The sequence below is a fragment of the Cyanobacteria bacterium QS_8_64_29 genome (assembly GCA_003022125.1).
GTDB lineage: Bacteria > Cyanobacteriota > Cyanobacteriia > Cyanobacteriales > Rubidibacteraceae > QS-8-64-29.
On sequence record PXQH01000012.1, the window covers coordinates 1 to 16,607 of the forward strand.

Consider the following 16,607-nt stretch of genomic DNA (forward strand, 5'->3'; position numbering starts at 1 on the left):
GCCACTTAGGTACCGCCCCCGAAGGAGCGGCCCCCGTTCGACTCGCATGTGTTAAGCTCACCGCCAGCGTTCATCCTGAGCCAGGATCAAACTCTCCGTGGTGGAGAGCCGCACCGGCACGCAGCCGATGGGTCCCTGACTCTAATTGTTATCCGAAAAAGCCTTACGGCCTCTCGGGGGCGACGCTTCGGGTTTCCAACGATTGAATTGTCGCGGTTCGGGGCGCTGCGGGGAATGTCCCTCGCGAGCGCATCCTCCAATTTATCTACCCCACCCTCCGCTGTCAACCCTGACCCGCAAAATTGGTGGGGTGACTGCCGGATCGGCTGCTGCAAGCGTCTCGCCCCTCTGTGCGACAATTCCAACCGAAGCCCGACTGGGAAAGCTGCGGTGTCTCTAGACTTCCAGGCTGTCATCGCCCGGCTCGATCGATTCTGGGGCGAGCAGGGATGCACGATCACGCAACCGTACGACACGGAAAAAGGCGCGGGGACCATGAACCCCCACACTTTTTTGCGCGCTATCGGGCCCGAGCCCTGGTCAGTGGCCTACGTCGAGCCTTGCCGCCGTCCCACGGACGGGCGCTACGCCGAGAACCCCAACCGCTTTCAGCACTACTACCAGTACCAAGTCCTGATCAAACCCTCGCCTGCCAACATTCAGGACTTGTTTTTAGAATCGCTGCGAGCGATCGGCATTGGGCCTGAGGACCACGACGTACGTTTTGTCGAAGACGATTGGGAAGCCCCCACGCTCGGCGCCTGGGGCGTAGGCTGGGAAGTTTGGCTCGATGGCATGGAGATCGCGCAGTTCACCTACTTCCAGCAGTGCGGCGGCATTGACTGCCATCCGGTTTCGATCGAGATTACCTACGGCCTCGAGCGGTTGGCCATGTACTTGCAGGGCGTCGATGCCGTTATGGACATTCGCTGGAACGCGGATCTGAGCTACGGCGACATCCACCGGCAAAGCGAGATCGAGCAGTGCCGCTACAACTTTGAGGTCTCCGATCCCAATTTGCTGTTCCAGCTATTCGAGCTCTACGAACGGGAGGCTGAACGCGTCTGCGATGCCGAGCTAGTCCTGCCGGGGCTGGATTACGTTCTCAAGTGCTCCCACACCTTTAACCTGCTTGATGCGCGCGGCGTCATCTCGGTGACCGAGCGGACTCGCTACATCGGCCGCATTCGGGCACTTGCGCGGCGCGTTGCCCGCTGCTACTGGCAGCAGCGCGAGGCTTTAGGGTTTCCGCTGCTGCCGGCCCAGCCAGCCGAGCGCAGCCCAACGAGCAGCGTCGAAGCCTCGGCTGCTGCCCAACCCAGCGGCGCGTAGGCCCATGAGTGCGCTCCTAGAGCCCATTGCCGAAATCCTGCGCGAGCTGCCCATCCCAAGTGCCATCGTCCGTTGGGGCCATCTGGCCCTCATGGCGGTCGTGGCGTTCGTCATGGGGCCAGCCGCAGCACTAGCCGGTTGGCGGGCGCGCCGCGCGGCCTCGGCGGCGGCTAGGATCCAGCATCGCCGGCTGGCGCCCTGGCTGCTACTGTTTTTGGCGGGCGGCTATCTGGGCGGCCTGCTCTCGCTGCGCATGCAGCAGCGTCCCATTCTAGAGAGCCCGCACTTTTGGACGGGCTCGTTGGTACTAGGGCTGCTTGGTGTCAATGCGGCTATTGCCCTGACAGGATTTGCTGGCGATCGCGCCAGCCTGCGCAGCGCGCATGCCCTGCTCGGGAGTGCCGCGCTGGCGGTGCTGCTGCTGCATGCAGCGCTGGGGCTCGATCTAGGGCTGGCGCTCTGATGGGCGATCGCACTGCCCCCTTGCTGGGCTGTGCCTACATCGCCGGACTGCTTCTGGCCGAGGGCGCGATCGCGCCCAGCGACGGAGCCGTTGGCTTGCAGCTAGCGCGCTGGGGAACTGCCGCACTCGCGCTGGGGGCGGCAGCAGCTGTCCTGATTCCGCGCTGGTGGTGGCGCGGCCCCAGCGCGCGCCAATGGTTGGCAATCGGGTTGACAGTGGCGGTCGCTGTTGCCTACTGGGGCGCTCGCCTGCCGCAACCGGGTGAAGCTGATATCAGCCGCTACGTTGGCAGCGCGGCAGCCCAGGCCCCACAGGCACGCACGGCAGCCGTGGAAGGACGCGTCTTGAGCTTGCCCGAGCTAACGCGCGAGGGGCGAGCGCGCCTATGGCTGGCCGCGCAGCGCTTGGATGGCACCCCAGCGACTGGCCAGCTCTACGTAACGGTGCCGGTCTTGCAAGCAACTGGCGTTGCCCCCGGCCAGCATGCTCGCGTGCGCGGCACGCTCTACCATCCGCCCAGCAGCCGCAACCCCGGCGCTTTCGACTTTCAGGCTTATTTGGCCCGCCAAGGGGCTTTTGCCAGTCTCAGCGGCCGGCAGTTGACGCAAACCGCTCCTGAGGCGGACTGGGGCTGGTGGCAGTTGCGCCAACGCATCGTGCGCGCGCAGGTGCGCTGGCTGGGCAGCCCCAACGGTCAGCTGCCGAGCTCGATGGTGTTGGGACGCCGCGCTGTCGATTTGCCCTACAGCGTGCAAGATCGCTTCGTTGAGGCTGGACTGGCTCACGTGCTAGCTGCCTCCGGCTTTCACGTATCGCTGCTGCTGGGTGCCGTGTCGGTCGCTGCGCGCCGGCTCGGCGATTGGGGGCGGTTGGGCGTGGCGCTGGCAGCCCTAGTGGCCTATGCCGGGCTGACTGGCGGTCAACCCGCCACCCTGCGAGCGGCGCTGATGGAGGCTGCCGGCGCGCTTGCCGTGGCTAGCAACCGGCAAGTGGATGCCAAGCGAGCACTGCTGCTGGCCGCAACGCTCCTGCTGGTTTGGGATCCGCTCTGGATTGGGGATTGGGAATTCGGACTGAGCTTTGCCGCCACTTGGGGGCTCATTACAACCGTGCCGGCGCTCTTGCAACGCCTGGATTGGCTGCCGTCACCGCTAGCAACAGCCGTTGCCATTCCGGTGGCTGTCTTTCCCTGGGTTCTGCCGCTCCAGCTGCATTTTTTTGGCGTCATCCCCACCTACAGCATCCTGGCCAATGTCGCCGTGGCGCCGCTGGTGTACTGGTTAGCTTGGGGGGGCATGGCAAGCGCGCTGGGCGCTGCGATCGCCCCGCCGTTGGGAAGCGCCTTGGCCTGGCTGCTAACGCCGGCAGTAACGCTGCTACAAGGCATTGTGGGCGCGATTGCCGGCCTGCCCGGTAGTTCGTGGGTAGTGGGAACCATCGGCGTTGCGACCGTGGTGGCGCTCTACGGCGCGCTCGGGTTGGCTAACGTTCGGGCAGTGAGGCAGCGGTGGCCGTGGCTGGCGCTGGCAGCACTGGCACTACTGGTCCTGCCGTGGGCTTACGAGCGCGCCACCCTAACCCGCGTCACGGTTTTGGCGGCAGGCGACGAGCTGGTTGCGGTGGTCCGCGATCGCGGCACGGTGACGCTGATCAACAGCGGCAGCCCCGAGACCGTGCAGTTTGTGGTGGGGCCGTTTTTGCAGCGCCAGGGCATCGGCCACCTGAATCGGGCAATTGTCCTATCGCGCAGCAGCGATCGCCGCGGCTGGTCGGCGCTGGCCGAGCATGTCTCGTTGGGGACCCTGGCATTCAACCCCGCCCTAGGCGCGCAACACTTGCCGGCTTCCGGCGTGGCGGCGCAGCGCCAGCCGCTGCCGTCCCCATCCCAACGCAGCCCGGGCAACAGCCGGATGGCGCTATCAAGTGCCGAACCGGCTCTGCTGCAGCTGCACCTGCGCGGCCAGGATTGGCTGTGGCTGGAGGGCAAGGGCGATCCGCCACCAGCGGCGGCCGGCCAGCCCCCCATTCTCGTTTGGGCCGGTTCCCCACCCCCCGAGCGCTGGTGGCGCGAGCTAGTGCCCCAAGCCGCGATCGCGGCATCGCGAACGGTCGATGCGCAACTCGAGCAGGACCTGAGCGCCCGCGCTGTTCCCATTCATTGGACAGTGCGGGCGGGCGCCATCCAATGGCGCCCGCGAACGGGGCTGCGCGCTAGCGAGCTAACCGTCGATCCCCAGCGATCGCCCTACTGAGTCCTGGTCAACACCCGCCTGGCTCGGTAGAATGCAGCATTGCAAGTCATGCTTGCTCGGAGAGGTGGCAGAGCGGTCGATTGCGGCGGACTCGAAATCCGCTATACCCGTCCAGGGTATCGGGGGTTCGAATCCCTCCCTCTCCGCTTTCCCAGCGCCAGCGGTGGCAAGCCCGCTCAAGCGTCAGCCGGGACGAAAGCCTTGTTCTGCGCCTGATAGATCCAGGCAATGCCGTCTGGATCGCGCGTTTGGCTCCACTCGGCAAAATCCGGATCGGCCTTACGCTTGCCGACAGTGCTGGCATGAACGTCCAGGCGCCGCGCCAGCTCGGCCTGATTGAAGGTCCAGTCCTTCCCCGAGGGCTGGGTGGCGGCCCCATCGGTCTCGCTGGTGTCGCGCCCGCCATCGGGATTGGGGGCGGTGTTGAGGGCAGCTAGCAGGGCCGCATGCCGATCACCGCTCGAGGGGGCTGCCTCCGGTGGGGCATCTGCCTCAGGGGCGGCAGGCGTTGGCTCCTGGGTGGCGGACTCAGCACTCGCTTGAGGGTGGCGGCTGCCTTGGGCCAGTTCGGGGGCGGATGCGGCTACCTCATCGGCGGCGCTCTCGGGCTCGCTATCCGCAAACAGCGACCCCAGGGCGCTGGCGGTCAAAAAGTAATAGAACGTCCCAGCTTCGCTCGCCTGGCGCTGGGCGCCGTATTCTTCGGCTCGGCGCGCCAAAAAACGCCGGGCTGCCTCGCCGGTCAGGTTGGCCCGTAGGGCCAAATCGAGCGGGGCAATTCGGCCGTGGTTCTCGCGCAGCAACTGCTCAAAAAACGGCTGGACTTGCTGGCTCCACCGCTTCCAGCGATAGTGTTGCCACACGCGCGACACCAGTCCTACCCCCAATGCCGGGAGCAGTAGCGGCCAAGCCGTTAGGACGATCCCCAGCCCCAGAGCGACTGGCAAGATTGCAACGAGTGCCCCTTTCGCCGCCCTATCCAGTTGCGTTTCGGTCATTGGCCCGGCTGCAGTCCGCCAGTTGCCGCAATCTTATAACGCTTTTAGCGGCCTATCGCAAGCGGGACAGCGCCTCAGGCTGCCTCGCGCTGCGGTGCCAGCCCCAGCCGCTCGAACATGACCTCGCGGGCGCGCACGGCCAGAGCGTCGTCCAGCGCCGGTAGCGGGACAGCCTCCCCGTACTTCTGCTGCCAAGCTGTCTGCATGAGCCAGTCCGCCAGGAACGGGTTTTTGGGTAGCAGCGGCCCGTGGGAGTAGGTCGCGATCGCGTTGTGGCGGATGGCCCCTTCCGTGCCGTCCCGGCCGTTATTGCCGTAGCCGTACCGGACTCGCCCCAGCGGCGTTGCCATTGCCAGCTGCGTCCGCCCGCCGTGGTTCTCAAAGCCGATGGCGATAGGCGGTGCCCCCCAAAGCGCGCGCAACTGGGATGCCAGGGGCTCTGCGGTGATTTCAAAGGCCAAGTTGCCAATGCAGCGCGGCGCCCCCTCTCCGGGATGGTGGCTGCTAAAGTCAAACAGGCCCAGGCCGGGGATGCACTCGCCCAAAGCGGGCTCGTAATAGTGCCCCAGCAACTGCGGAGCACCGCAGGTGAACGCCCCGGGCATGCCCGCTTCCAATCCCTGGCGCAGGGCGTCTGCCTTGGCCCCCTGCAGATCGCGCATGACAATCGCTTGCTGGCGATCTTGGGCGCCCCCGCCAACGACCAGATCGACGCTGCCAAAGCGCTCGCTCGGGGCATCGCGATCCAGCGGGACCACCTCGACCGGGATCTGGCGCCACTGGCAGCGCCGCTGCAGGCAAATGACGTTGCCGCGATCGCCGTAGGTGCTCATCAGGGTGGGATAGAGCCACCCAATGCGCAGCAAGCCGGCATCCGAGCTCATGACAGCCCCTATTGTCGCGATTGGCGCTTGGCCGGTTTGCCCTTTTTACCGCCTTGCGCGGGTGGGTGAACCTCGCGCCCGTCTAGCAGGACCAGCTGACGCCCCTCGCGGCCCGCTTCCACCTCCCAAAAGGCCCCGGCCCGGGGGCGGGGCAAATGGCCCCGAACGACAATAAAAAAGGGTTTGAACTGCCGGATGGGATCGCGATTGGGGCGCACGTAGATTCCAAAGGTGCCTTCCTGCGCGTTCCACCACTGCAGTCGGCCGCGGATGGAGAAGCGATCGCCGGGCAGCACGGACGGCAACACCAAATTCCCCTCACGATCGCGGTAGGGCCCTTTGAGCTGAAACCTAAGTCCAGTTTCGTCGTTGGTCGTTTTGACCCAGACGTTCCACAGCCGCTCCTGAGCGTCTTTGGGGGCCTTCCACGGGCCTTTTACGGTTGCCGGAAATTCGGCGTCGGGGGTCACTAGGGTCCCCTTGCGGCGCTCTTTATCGGCGGGGGCGAAGTAGCCGCGCACGATCCCGGTCGCCCGGTAGTGGTTGCTCCGTTGCGGGGCCTGAATGGTGGGGTCCGTTGCGGGGCTCGTGCTCATGGGGTAATACCAATTCTCGTGGCTTGTGCACTAAATTTCGACCTACAAAACTCGCTCAATATGGGAGTCATATTCTTTGGAAAGCGTGCATCCACTGCTCAAATTGGTATAAGGAGCGTATGTGCCCTTAGTGTACCGAGCGGTAAGCTTTAAAGGATCTGGCGCCCGGTCAGCACCTGGCGGACCTCGAGCATGGCCGAGTAAGTAGGGACGATGTGGAGGGTGCGCTCGCGGGGTGTCTGCGCCAGCGCTGTCGCGATCGCGGCTCGCAGGTCGGGCTCGACCAGCAACTGCGCGCCCTCACTCAGGGCCTCTCGCCCGTAGGCCAACCGCAGCGCCATATCGTAGGCGCGATCGCCGCTAACCACCAGTACGCCGGCTGCTGCAACGAGCTTATCGGCATCTACGTCCCAGATCCAGGAGACATCGGTGCCATCGGGGGTGCGGTCGTTGAGTACCAGCAGCGTCGTTTCGGTCTCGCCGGCTGCCTGGCGCTCGAGGATGGCCCGAATGGTTTCGTTGGCTCCAACGGGGTTTTTGGACAGCAGGATCCGCACCTGCTTGCCCTCAACTTGGAGTTCCTCGGCACGGCCGAAGGCGGCGCGGAACTGGCGGACGACCTCGAAGATGCGATCTTGCGGGATGCCCATGGCCCGGGCAACGGTCCCGGCAGCCAAGGTGTTGTACTTGTTGTAAACGCCAATGAGGATTTGGGGCCACTCGCGGCTATCGAGCGCTGGCTCGCTGCGGGCGAAATGGCAGCTGGGACAGTAAAAGTCGCCCAAATGCGAGATGTAGACCCCTCGGTAGGCGAGCGAGGTGCCGCAGCGCGGGCAGTCGATGGCATCCACGGCATGGGGCATCTGCTCCAGATACAGCTGGGGCTCGCTCAGGCCAAAAAACTGCACGGCCTGCGGGAACTGCTGGCCCAGCTGGCAGAGCGTGGGGTCATCGGCATTGAGCACGACCGTTGTTGGGGGCGAGAGTGCGGCGAGCGCCCGCTGCCAGCGTTGGGCGATCGCATCCACCTCGCCGTAGCGATCAAGCTGGTCGCGGAACAAGTTCAGGCCCAATACGAACCGCGGCGCAACTGAGTCCAGCACGCGCGGTAGGGCGTTTTCGTCCACCTCCAGAATGGCGCAGTCGGCCTGGAGCCGCCCGGTCAGGGTTACCTGGGCCAGCAAGGCAGCCGTTAGGCCGTTGGGCAGGTTGGCGCCGGAGGCATTGTGGGCGACCCGCTGCCCTTGGGCTTCCAGGATCCGGCGCAGCAGCAGGGCGGTGGTGGTTTTGCCATTGGTCCCGACAACCAAAACGGCGCCCTGCGGCAGCCGCTCGCCGAGCCGGGCCAGAACGTGGGGCTGGAGGCGCTGGGCAATCTCGCCCGGCAGCACGCTGGCAGCCCCCAGGCGCAACTGGCGCACCGCCAGCGCGCTTGCTTTGGCAACGCCGGCCGTTAGGGCCAAGCGCAAGCGGGCTGCGATCGCAGCTGGGTGGGGCATGGGAGGCGCATCAACCATCGACCGCCATCCTAGGCGATCAGCAGGCGCTGCGGTTGGGGCCGCAGGCCTGCCAGGATTGTCGGGCAGGTCACTCGATAGGTTGAAGCCATGGCGGCAAAGCAGTTGCGAGCGCGCCCAGGCGCGCGTTGGTGGGCATTAATGCTGGCAGTCACGTTGGCCGGGCTGCTGGTCGCGGCACCGCCAGTGCTGGCCAACATCGACGACGACGGCTACGACGGCAACATTTTTGCCCTCTACGGTGGCAACGGGTCGCTCGTGCCCCCGAAAGTCACGCTGCCGGAGGCGATCGAGCGGGACACCCCCACCCTACTGGTTTACTACCTCAATGACAGCCGCGACTGCAAGCAGTACTCGCAAGTGGTCTCGCGCCTGCAGCGGTATTACGGGCGAGCAGCTTACTTCATTCCCATCAACGTGGACTCGATTCCGCCGCAGGCCGAGTACACGCTTCAAGATCCCGGGTACTACTACCGCGGCCGCGTCCCGCAAACGGTCCTGCTCGATGGCGACAACCAAATTGCCTTCGATCGCCAGGGCCAAGTCCCGTTTGAGGTTGCCGATGCCGCCTTTCGCGAGGTCTTCGATCTGCTGCCGCGCGAGGAGTCGCTGGAGCGCAAGCCGCGCTCGAGTGCTGAAGCTGGCTCTAGTAACTCCTAGCCGCCGGTTGGCGAGGCGGCGCAATGGCCTCAAATAGGGCGGCGTAGTCGCTCTCGGCCCAACCGGCATCCCGTGCTTGGCGCAGGAGCTCGCGCACGCCGGCCAAGCCATTGGTATCGAGACCGGCGGCACTGGCTTGGGCCAGGACCAAATCGGCGTCTTTGAGCAAGTGCTGGATGGGGAAATTGGGGCGGGCGTAGTCGCGCTGGCGCATCCGGTCGAGCTTTTTATCAAAGGTGGGAGCGTAGAGCGCGCTTTGGCGCAGGATGGCCATAAACTGCTCGGTATCGACGCCCTGATGCTGCAGTATGCCCAGGCTGAGGCCGAAGGCGCTGGAGAGCGAGGCGATGAGCTGGTTGAGCGCCAGTTTGGTGGCGGCAGCCGCCCCCACCGGTCCCAAGTGCGTAGGCTCGGGGCCAAAGTTGCTCAGTAGCGCGCGCCAGCGCTCGAACTGCTCGGGCGAAGCGCCCACCATGACTTGCAGCTGGCCGCTTTGGGCTTGCGGGACGCTCCCCAGCAGCGGTGCTTCCAGGTACTCGCCGCCGGCAGCGACCACCGCTTGCTGGATGGCTCGGCTTTGCTCGGGCGCGATCGTCCCCATTTGGATGACGCTGCGCCCGCTTAACTCAGCGCGCACCTCAGGGGCCAGCAGAACGCGTTCAATGGCGGTCGCATCGGCCAGCATCAGGATGAGGCAGTCCGCCGCTCGGACGGCGTCGGTGGGGCTCGCCGTTGTCTCAGCCCCCGCTTCGCGCAGCGGCGCCAGTTTCTCGGGGGTGCGGTTGTAAGCCACCACAGGATACTGGGCCCCTAGCAGCCGCTGACCCATGGGCTGTCCCATCAGGCCTGTGCCCAAAACGCCAACTTTCATGGCAACCTCTCGCGTGCGTCTGGCGGTTCGCCTGCGATGGTGACATCCGCCCGCTGCTGCGCTCGGTCCTTCGTCACTGGCGCGGCGCTGGCCGATAATGGGGCCAACTGGCTTCCCGAGCTGCCATGAGCGATACCGTTATTGAGTTTCGCAACCTGCAGGTCCGGTTTGAAACGGACGCAGGGACGGTTACCGCCGCAGACGGCATTGACTTGACGCTCGAGCGCGGTCAGACCCTGGGCTTGGTAGGCGAGTCGGGTTCGGGCAAATCGGTCACTTCATTGGCGATCGCGGGCTTGCTCGATCGCCCGGGCCGGGTTGCTGCCGGCGAGATTTGGTTCCGGTCCACCCCCGAGAGCGAGCCAGTGGATCTGCTCCGACTGGGCGAGGAACGGCGGCGGCGGTACCGCGGCAGCCGCATCGGCACCATCTTTCAGGATCCCATGAGCGCGCTCAACCCGGTCTTGACCGTTGGGGTCCAGCTGGTCGAGGCCATCCGCCAGCACCGTTCCGTTTCTAAGGCCGAAGCCCGGCGGCAGGCCATGCGCGACCTCCAAGAGGTGCAGCTATTGCCCAGCGACGCGCAGCTGCGCGAGCGCTACATCGCCGAGTGGGGCCAGCCCGCCGACGAGCGGGCCCTGGATCGCTACTGCAACCAGCAAAAGCGCGCCATGCTGGCGCGCTACCCCCACCAACTCTCGGGCGGGCAGCTGCAGCGGGTCACCATCGCCATGGCCATTGCCTGCAATCCCAGCTTGCTGATCGCCGACGAGCCCACTACAGCCCTCGATGTCACCGTGGAGGACAGCATCCTGAAACTGCTGCGGCAGCTGTGCCAGCAGCGCGGGATGTCGATGATTTTCATCACCCACGACCTGCGCGCGATCGCCGAGGTGGCCGATACCGTGGCCGTTATGTATCGCGGCGTGATCGTGGAGTCGGGCGCGCTCGAGCGCATCTTTACCCACCCCTCGCATCCCTACACGCAGGGGCTGTTGGCCTGCATCCCGCGCCTGGAGCGGCAAGTGCAGTACTTGCCCACCATTGCGGATTTCATGCGCCCGGAGCGCGACGCCACCCCTGGCGCTGCAGCGCCGGCACCCCCCTCGGGCGAGGCCGCGACTGCCGCCGATGGCGACAGGGCCGCGAGCGCGGGGCCGCTACTATCGGTGCAGGCGTTGCAAGTGGGTTTTGCCCAGCGCGGCATCTGGGGCGCGACCCAGCGGTACTTCATGGCCGTCCAAGGCGTCTCGTTTTCGGTCCAGGCGGGCGAGACCCTGGGCCTGGTGGGCGAGTCGGGTTGCGGCAAGTCCACGCTCGCGCGCACCATCTTGCGCCTGATTGAGCCGCTCCACGGCCGGATCGCATTTGAGGGGCAAGACATTACCCGCCTGCGGGGGCGACGGCTGCAGCGACTGCGCCGCCGCATGCAGATCGTGTTCCAGAATCCTTACAGCTCGCTCAACCCGCGCTTGCCCATCGGCAAAGCGATCGCCGAGCCACTGGCGATCCACGGCAGCGAGCGCACGCCCCACCAGCGCCGCACACGCGTTGCCCGACTGCTAGAGCGGGTGGATCTGAGCCCGAGCTGGATGGACCGCTACCCGCACGAGTTCTCCGGCGGTCAGCGCCAGCGCATTTGCATTGCGCGGGCGCTGGCCCTCAACCCCAGCTTGATTGTCTGCGATGAAGCTGTCTCGGCGCTCGATGTCTCGGTGCAGGCACAGGTGCTGAACTTGCTCAAAACCCTGCAAGCCGATCTGGGGCTAACCTACATTTTCATCTCGCACGACCTCAGCGTGGTCAAGTTCCTCAGCGATCGCATCATGGTCATGAACCAGGGCCAGATTGCCGAGATTGGCCCGGCCGAGCAGGTGTATCGCCAGCCAAGTTCCGACTACACGCGCCGCCTGATTGATGCCATTCCGCGCGGGCGGGGTCAGCTGGTCGAGAGTGCCGCCACCCCCGATGGTTAGCGGCCGCGCAGGGTCTGCCAGGCGAATTGGGGCAGCGTCAGCATGCGGCGCCAACGCCGCGGTTCCTGGTAGAAGCGGTAGAGCCACTCCAGGTGGTGCTTGCGAAACCAAGCTGGCGCGCGCGCTTTAGTGCCAGCCCAAACATCGAAACTGCCGCCCACGCCTATCCAGACCGCGTTCGGGCAAAGCGCGCGGTTGCGGGCGATCCATTGCTCCTGGCGTGGCGAGCCCAGCCCCACCAGAATCAGCTGGGGTTGCCGGGCTTGGAGCCGCTCGCAAAACGCCCGCTCGGCTTGGGCAGATAGGTAGCCGTGGGCGGTCAGGACCGAGAGACTGGGGAGCTGTCGTTGCCAGGCCCGAGCGGCCCCATCGACCACGCCCGGCGCGCCCCCATAGCAAGCGACTTCCCCCTGGCGCTCTTCCACACTTGCCAGCAACTCGGCCGCTAGCTCGATCCCCGGGCAGCGGTGCTGCCGCTGGTGGTGCCAGCGCAGATAGCCCACCAACCCCGAACCGTCCGGCACGACCAAATCGGCTTGCTGGATGGCCTGCCGCAGCTGCGCATCGTGCTGGCTCTGAACTGCCATCTCGGCGTTGAGGGTTACCACGTGCGCGCCTCGGCCTTGCTCGATGCGCGATCGCAGCCAACTGGCATAGTCCGAGCACAAATGCACGGGCAGTCCCAAAACAGCGGTGGGCTCGGGGGTAGGTGGCATAACCGTTTGCGTGTCCCCTGTTGAGTCTGCCACGGCCGGCCGCAGCTGGCAGGCTCGCGATCGCCCAACGCGTGCCGAACGACCATTACAATGCGGGCGTCCCAGCCGCGCGCGGCCAGTTGGGCCATGAGCACTAACGCCGACCGACCCCTGGATGCGATGCCGCTGCGCGAGCTGCGCGAGCTGGCCCGCGAGCGCAGGATCTTCCGCTATGCTCGCATGCGCAAGGCGCAGCTGCGAGCCGCACTGCGCGAGCTGGCAGAGGAAGAAGCACACCCGAGTGCGGCCACCCCACCCCCCGATGCCGAAACGGTTGCTGCCCTCGATGCAGTCGTGCCCGAGCTACCAACAGCCTACGGTCAGGATCGGATCGGCTTGTTGCCCTACGACCCGGGGCAAGTTTATGCCTACTGGGAGCTGAGCGAGGCGCGCAAGGCGCGCGCGCGCCAAGCCCCAGCAACGTGCGCGAGTATCCTGGCGATGAAGCGGCCGGCGCGCAGTATCTGGCTGTCCCGCTCGGCGATCGCGACTATGCCGTGGAGCTGGGCTACCGTTGCAGCGACGACCGCTGGTTGCCCCTGACGCGATCGGCGCCGGTGCGCGTGCCGCCGGCTGCCCCTAGCACCTGGGGAACGGCCGAGTGCGCCATGACCCTCGATTGGACCCAACCGCCAAGCGGCGACGTTCCACTGGCAGCGCTCGCCGCGCCCCAGTCCAGCCAAGCGGCTGAGGCCACCCCTGCCAGCGTCCTGGCTACCAGCCCCCAAGCCCCCCAAGACCCAGCCCATCGTCCCCAGACCATCGGGCTCAGCTCGCCTGGCGGCGAGGGCTTCTGAGCGGGCATCCGTTAAGTCCATGGATATTGTCGAGACGCTCAAAGCCGATTACCAGCGCTTCCCGCAGGACCCGACTTACAGCATCTACGCCAGCGACGTTTACTTTTGGGACCCGCTCAACGAATTCTGCGGGCTGGCGCGCTACCGGCAAATGCTGGGCTTCATCCAGCGCTGGTTCCGCGATGTCGAGATGGAGCTGCACGCCATCCGGCGCCGCGGCAACACCATTGAAACCGAGTGGACGCTGAACTGGACGACGCCGCTGCCCTGGCGCCCCCGCATTGCCATCCCCGGCTGGAGCGAGCTGCAGCTCAACGACGCCGGCCTAATTGCCTCGCACGTCGATCGCTGGCACTGCTCGCGCCTGAACGTGCTCAAGCAGCACTTGGTACCGGGCGCGCGCCACAATCAGAAGTAGTGTCAATTTTTGTTGAGCGGAGGCGACCGTGCGCATCATTCTGATGACCGGCAAGGGTGGGGTGGGTAAAACCTCCATTGCCGCCGCCACCGGCTTGCAGTGCGCCCAGCTCGGCTACAAAACCCTCGTGCTGAGCACAGACCCGGCCCATTCGCTCGCCGACAGCTTCGATTGCGAGATGAGCCACGAGCCCCAGCCGGTGCGCGACAACCTTTGGGGAGCCGAGCTGGATGCGCTAGTCGAGCTGGAGAGCAACTGGGGCGCGGTCAAGCGCTACATCAGCGAGGTGTTGCAAGCCCGCGGCCTGGAAGGCGTCCAGGCCGAAGAGCTGGCGATCCTGCCCGGTATGGACGAAATATTCGGCCTGGTGCGCCTCAAGCGCCACTATGACGAGGGCGATTTTGACGTGGTCATTGTGGACTCGGCCCCGACGGGGACCTCGCTGCGCTTGCTGAGCATTCCCGAGGTGGGGGGCTGGTACATGCGGCGGTTCTACAAGCCGCTGCAGGGCCTCTCGGCAGCGTTGCGGCCGGTGGTCGAGCCCATCTTTAAGCCCATCGCCGGCTTCTCGCTGCCCAACCAGGAGGTCATGAATGCCCCCTACGAGTTCTACGAGGAAATTGCCGCCCTACAGCAAGTGCTGACCGACAACCAGCAAACCACCGTGCGCTTGGTGGCCAACCCCGAAAAGATGGTCATCAAAGAATCGCTGCGCGCGCATGCCTACCTGAGCCTGTACGATGTCGCCACCGATTTGGTCGTGGCCAACCGCATCATCCCCGAGGGGGTTAGCGATCCGTTCTTGCAGCAGTGGCGGCAGAGCCAGCAGGCGCACCGCCAGGCCATCCACGAAAACTTCCAACCGCTGCCGGTCAAGGAAGTGCCGCTCTACTCGCAGGAGCTGTGCGGGATCCCGGCCCTGGAGCAGCTCCAAGCCACGCTCTACGGCAGCGAAGATCCCACCCAGGTCTACTACCAAGAAGAGACCATGCGCGTCATCCAGCACGGCAGCGAGTACAGCCTAGAGCTCTACCTGCCCGGCATTGCCAAAGACAAAGTCGATCTCAACAAAACCGGCGACGAGCTCAACATCCGCATTGGCAACCACCGGCGCAACTTGGTCCTGCCGCAATCGCTGGCGGCCCTGCAGCCATCGGGCGCACGCATGGAGCAGGATTATCTCAAAATCCGCTTTGCCGGCGCCGCGCAAGCTTAACGCCGCAACGCCATGACCGATACTGCTACGCAAGCGAACCAGACGCCGCCTTTGCCGCCCGGCCGCATGGGGCTCCCCGGACTCGGCGAGACCTGGCAGTTCCTGCGCGACGGGCAGTTCATCGACAAGCGCTACCGGCGCTACGGACCCATTTTCAAAACGCACCTGTTCGGCGATCCCACGATCATCGTTTGCGATTCCGAGTCCGCGCGCTTTGTGACCCAAAACGAAAATCGCTACTTCCAGTTCAAGTTTCCGGCCAGCACCAACCGGTTGCTGGGGCCGGGATCGCTATCCAACCAGGCTGGTCGGGAGCACAAAAAGCGCCGCCAGGTGGTGGGCAAAGCCTTTCAATCGCGGGCGCTGGCCGGCTACGCCGAGACCATGACAACCCTGGCTCGGCGCTACCTCCAGCACTGGGAGCGGCAAGGCGAGCTCACCTGGTACCCGCAACTGCGGGACTACACCTTTGATGTGGCCTGCAAGCTGCTAGTGGGCCTTGAGGAGGGCTCGCAAACCGAGCTGCGCCGCCTGTTCGAGCGCTGGTCCCAGGGCCTGTTCTCGATTCCGGTGGCCCTGCCCGGAACGACCTTCGGCCGCGCCATGCACTGCCGCCAGCGCATTCTGGAGCAGCTGGAGGCGATCGCGCGACAACGCCAGCAGGCCCCCGATCCGGGCCAAGACGCGCTCGGGGTGATGCTGCAGGCCCAGGACGAGGACGGCAACCGCCTCAGCGTGGCGGAGCTCAAAGACCAGCTCCTGCTGCTGCTGTTTGCTGGGCACGAGACGCTGACTTCCTCGCTGACCTCCTTTTGCTTGCTGGTAGGGCAGCATCCGGCAGTCAAAGCCCGGCTCCGCGCGGAGCTCGAGCGGCTGTCGCCAGACGAGGTGCCCAGGCCGGAGCGGCTGCAGCAGCTGAGCTACCTCGAGCAGGTGGTGCAGGAGGTCCTGCGCCACGTCCCCCCTGTTGCCGGTAGCTTTCGCCAGGTCACCCAAAGCTGCCAGTGGCAGGGCTATCGCATCCCGCAGGGGTGGAAGGTGCTGTATCAAATCGCCCAGATTCAGCGCGACAGCACGCACTATCCCTCCCCCCATCATTTCGACCCCGAAAATTTCAACCCGGATCGCGAGCCCCATCCCAGCAAAACCTTTGGCTACCTGCCCTTTGGCGGCGGGCTGCGCGAGTGCTTGGGCAAAGAATTCGCCCGCCTCGAGATTAAAGTCCTGGCCGCCGAGCTGCTGCGGCACTACGACTGGGAGCTGTTACCCGAGCAGGATCTGCGCTGGGAAACCGTTCCCGACCCGCGCCCGCGGGATGGCCTGCGCGTCCGGCTGCAGCGGCTGACCTCGCAAGCGTAAGGCTGGCCAGCCATCATGCGCCCAGCGGCTTGAGCATGACGACACCCAGCGGCGGCAGCGTCAGCTCGAGCGTGTAGGGCCAGCCGCCGCACGCGTGCGGCTGGGCCCAGCAGCCGCCCAAGTTGCCCCAACCGCTGCCGCCGTAGTCCACGGCATCGGTATCGAGCAGCTCGCGGTAGTAACCTGGCTGGGGAACCCCAATGGCATAGCGCGGCTGCGGTTGCAGGCTGAGGTTGCAAGCTACCACCAGGCGATCGCTGCCGGTGCGGGCGTGGCGCAGGAAGGCCACGACGCTGTTGGCAGCATCCTGGCAAGCGAGCCACTCGAATCCCGCCGAGTGGCAGTCCTGGCTGTGGAGAGCGGGCTCGTTCCTGTAGAGCGCGTTGAGATCGCGCACGCACTGGCGCAGTTGCACGTGCCGTGCATCCTGCAGCAGCTCCCAATCCAGCTCGGCCCAAGCGTTCCACTCGCTGCGCTGGCCGAACTCCATGCCCATAAACAGCATCTTTTTGC

Annotated in this window: 17 protein-coding genes, 1 tRNA gene and 1 rRNA gene; 11 read left to right on the plus strand and 8 right to left on the minus strand. The window is 65.6% G+C overall.

Annotated features, from left to right (window positions below; all coding sequences use genetic code 11):
* A 16S ribosomal RNA gene (locus BRC58_02820) occupies positions 1 to 100 on the minus strand; the annotation flags it as partial.
* Between the two features lie 290 nt (positions 101 to 390).
* Here BRC58_02820 and glyQ point away from each other — a divergent pair.
* The 4 genes from glyQ to BRC58_02840 all read left to right on the plus strand — a co-directional run bounded on the left by glyQ (position 391) and on the right by BRC58_02840 (position 4,193).
* Complete coding sequence (gene glyQ / locus BRC58_02825) at positions 391 to 1,332, plus strand: glycine--tRNA ligase subunit alpha (GenBank protein ID PSP18745.1); 942 nt, start codon at positions 391 to 393, stop codon at positions 1,330 to 1,332.
* 4 nt (positions 1,333 to 1,336) lie between these two features.
* Positions 1,337 to 1,795, plus strand: a complete 459-nt coding sequence (locus BRC58_02830) for a DUF4079 domain-containing protein (protein PSP18746.1) — start codon at positions 1,337 to 1,339, stop codon at positions 1,793 to 1,795.
* Positions 1,795 to 4,047: a competence protein gene (locus BRC58_02835; protein PSP18747.1), complete on the plus strand. Its 2,253-nt coding sequence runs from the start codon at positions 1,795 to 1,797 to the stop codon at positions 4,045 to 4,047. Before BRC58_02830 ends, BRC58_02835 begins: the two co-directional genes overlap by 1 nt.
* A gap of 58 nt (positions 4,048 to 4,105) precedes the next feature.
* Positions 4,106 to 4,193, plus strand: a tRNA-Ser gene (locus tag BRC58_02840).
* 30 nt (positions 4,194 to 4,223) lie between these two features.
* On the opposite strand, the gene BRC58_02845 is transcribed toward BRC58_02840, so the two are convergent.
* From BRC58_02845 to BRC58_02860, 4 genes are all read right to left on the minus strand, one after another.
* Entirely contained in the window at positions 4,224 to 5,045 is an 822-nt protein-coding gene (locus BRC58_02845; protein PSP18748.1) for a hypothetical protein, read from the minus strand.
* Between the two features lie 74 nt (positions 5,046 to 5,119).
* Positions 5,120 to 5,929 (minus strand): cobalamin biosynthesis protein CobQ, encoded by an 810-nt coding sequence (locus tag BRC58_02850; protein PSP18749.1) that lies wholly within the window; start codon positions 5,927 to 5,929, stop codon positions 5,120 to 5,122.
* Positions 5,930 to 5,937: 8 nt separating this feature from the next.
* Positions 5,938 to 6,525, minus strand: a complete 588-nt coding sequence (locus BRC58_02855; protein PSP18750.1) for a hypothetical protein — start codon at positions 6,523 to 6,525, stop codon at positions 5,938 to 5,940.
* A gap of 149 nt (positions 6,526 to 6,674) precedes the next feature.
* On the minus strand, positions 6,675 to 8,024 hold the full coding sequence (locus BRC58_02860) for a DUF1727 domain-containing protein (GenBank protein ID PSP18761.1): 1,350 nt from the start codon (positions 8,022 to 8,024) through the stop codon (positions 6,675 to 6,677).
* Between the two features lie 159 nt (positions 8,025 to 8,183).
* Between BRC58_02860 and BRC58_02865 the strand changes: the two genes are divergently transcribed.
* Positions 8,184 to 8,702: a thioredoxin family protein gene (locus BRC58_02865; GenBank protein PSP18751.1), complete on the plus strand. Its 519-nt coding sequence runs from the start codon at positions 8,184 to 8,186 to the stop codon at positions 8,700 to 8,702.
* On the opposite strand, the gene BRC58_02870 is transcribed toward BRC58_02865, so the two are convergent.
* Positions 8,689 to 9,573: a hydroxyacid dehydrogenase gene (locus BRC58_02870; protein PSP18752.1), complete on the minus strand. Its 885-nt coding sequence runs from the start codon at positions 9,571 to 9,573 to the stop codon at positions 8,689 to 8,691. The two genes, BRC58_02865 and BRC58_02870, sit on opposite strands and share 14 nt — an antisense overlap.
* Before the next feature lie 125 nt (positions 9,574 to 9,698).
* Between BRC58_02870 and BRC58_02875 the strand changes: the two genes are divergently transcribed.
* Positions 9,699 to 11,549, plus strand: coding sequence for an ABC transporter ATP-binding protein (locus tag BRC58_02875; GenBank protein PSP18753.1), 1,851 nt, complete (start codon positions 9,699 to 9,701; stop codon positions 11,547 to 11,549).
* On the opposite strand, the gene BRC58_02880 is transcribed toward BRC58_02875, so the two are convergent.
* Positions 11,546 to 12,265, minus strand: coding sequence for a glycosyltransferase (locus BRC58_02880; protein PSP18754.1), 720 nt, complete (start codon positions 12,263 to 12,265; stop codon positions 11,546 to 11,548). The two genes, BRC58_02875 and BRC58_02880, sit on opposite strands and share 4 nt — an antisense overlap.
* 90 nt (positions 12,266 to 12,355) lie before the next feature.
* Here BRC58_02880 and BRC58_02885 point away from each other — a divergent pair, with 90 nt between their 5' ends.
* The 5 genes from BRC58_02885 to BRC58_02905 are packed head-to-tail and all read left to right on the plus strand — an operon-like array spanning position 12,356 to position 16,094.
* The gene (locus BRC58_02885; GenBank protein PSP18755.1) at positions 12,356 to 12,847 is read left to right on the plus strand and encodes a hypothetical protein; all 492 of its coding nucleotides are present in this window, start codon (positions 12,356 to 12,358) and stop codon (positions 12,845 to 12,847) included.
* Positions 12,676 to 13,101 carry a hypothetical protein gene (locus BRC58_02890; GenBank protein ID PSP18756.1) on the plus strand — a complete coding sequence of 142 codons (426 nt, stop codon included), beginning with the start codon at positions 12,676 to 12,678 and terminating at the stop codon, positions 13,099 to 13,101. Before BRC58_02885 ends, BRC58_02890 begins: the two co-directional genes overlap by 172 nt.
* 19 nt (positions 13,102 to 13,120) lie before the next feature.
* Complete coding sequence (locus BRC58_02895) at positions 13,121 to 13,519, plus strand: hypothetical protein (GenBank protein PSP18757.1); 399 nt, start codon at positions 13,121 to 13,123, stop codon at positions 13,517 to 13,519.
* Positions 13,520 to 13,547: 28 nt separating this feature from the next.
* Positions 13,548 to 14,735, plus strand: a complete 1,188-nt coding sequence (locus tag BRC58_02900) for an arsenic-transporting ATPase (GenBank protein PSP18758.1) — start codon at positions 13,548 to 13,550, stop codon at positions 14,733 to 14,735.
* 12 nt (positions 14,736 to 14,747) lie between these two features.
* Positions 14,748 to 16,094, plus strand: coding sequence for a cytochrome P450 (locus tag BRC58_02905; GenBank protein ID PSP18759.1), 1,347 nt, complete (start codon positions 14,748 to 14,750; stop codon positions 16,092 to 16,094).
* Positions 16,095 to 16,107: 13 nt separating this feature from the next.
* Here BRC58_02905 and BRC58_02910 read toward each other — a convergent pair whose 3' ends face one another.
* Complete coding sequence (locus BRC58_02910; protein PSP18760.1) at positions 16,108 to 16,599, minus strand: hypothetical protein; 492 nt, start codon at positions 16,597 to 16,599, stop codon at positions 16,108 to 16,110.
* Positions 16,600 to 16,607 lie beyond the last annotated feature (8 nt).

Excerpts from the sequence above, each read along its gene's own strand:
- BRC58_02830 (PSP18746.1), top strand. The coding sequence starts at position 1,337 with ATGAGTGCGCTCCTAGAGCCCATTGCCGAAATCCTGCGCGAGCTGCCC.
- BRC58_02835 (PSP18747.1), top strand. The coding sequence starts at position 1,795 with ATGGGCGATCGCACTGCCCCCTTGCTGGGCTGTGCCTACATCGCCGGA.
- BRC58_02845 (PSP18748.1), bottom strand. The coding sequence starts at position 5,045 with ATGACCGAAACGCAACTGGATAGGGCGGCGAAAGGGGCACTCGTTGCA.
- BRC58_02850 (PSP18749.1), bottom strand. The coding sequence starts at position 5,929 with ATGAGCTCGGATGCCGGCTTGCTGCGCATTGGGTGGCTCTATCCCACC.
- BRC58_02855 (PSP18750.1), bottom strand. The coding sequence starts at position 6,525 with ATGAGCACGAGCCCCGCAACGGACCCCACCATTCAGGCCCCGCAACGG.
- BRC58_02860 (PSP18761.1), bottom strand. The coding sequence starts at position 8,024 with ATGCCCCACCCAGCTGCGATCGCAGCCCGCTTGCGCTTGGCCCTAACG.
- BRC58_02865 (PSP18751.1), top strand. The coding sequence starts at position 8,184 with ATGCTGGCAGTCACGTTGGCCGGGCTGCTGGTCGCGGCACCGCCAGTG.
- BRC58_02870 (PSP18752.1), bottom strand. The coding sequence starts at position 9,573 with ATGAAAGTTGGCGTTTTGGGCACAGGCCTGATGGGACAGCCCATGGGT.
- BRC58_02875 (PSP18753.1), top strand. The coding sequence starts at position 9,699 with ATGAGCGATACCGTTATTGAGTTTCGCAACCTGCAGGTCCGGTTTGAA.
- BRC58_02880 (PSP18754.1), bottom strand. The coding sequence starts at position 12,265 with ATGCCACCTACCCCCGAGCCCACCGCTGTTTTGGGACTGCCCGTGCAT.
- BRC58_02885 (PSP18755.1), top strand. The coding sequence starts at position 12,356 with ATGCGGGCGTCCCAGCCGCGCGCGGCCAGTTGGGCCATGAGCACTAAC.
- BRC58_02895 (PSP18757.1), top strand. The coding sequence starts at position 13,121 with ATGGATATTGTCGAGACGCTCAAAGCCGATTACCAGCGCTTCCCGCAG.
- BRC58_02905 (PSP18759.1), top strand. The coding sequence starts at position 14,748 with ATGACCGATACTGCTACGCAAGCGAACCAGACGCCGCCTTTGCCGCCC.
- BRC58_02910 (PSP18760.1), bottom strand. The coding sequence starts at position 16,599 with ATGCTGTTTATGGGCATGGAGTTCGGCCAGCGCAGCGAGTGGAACGCT.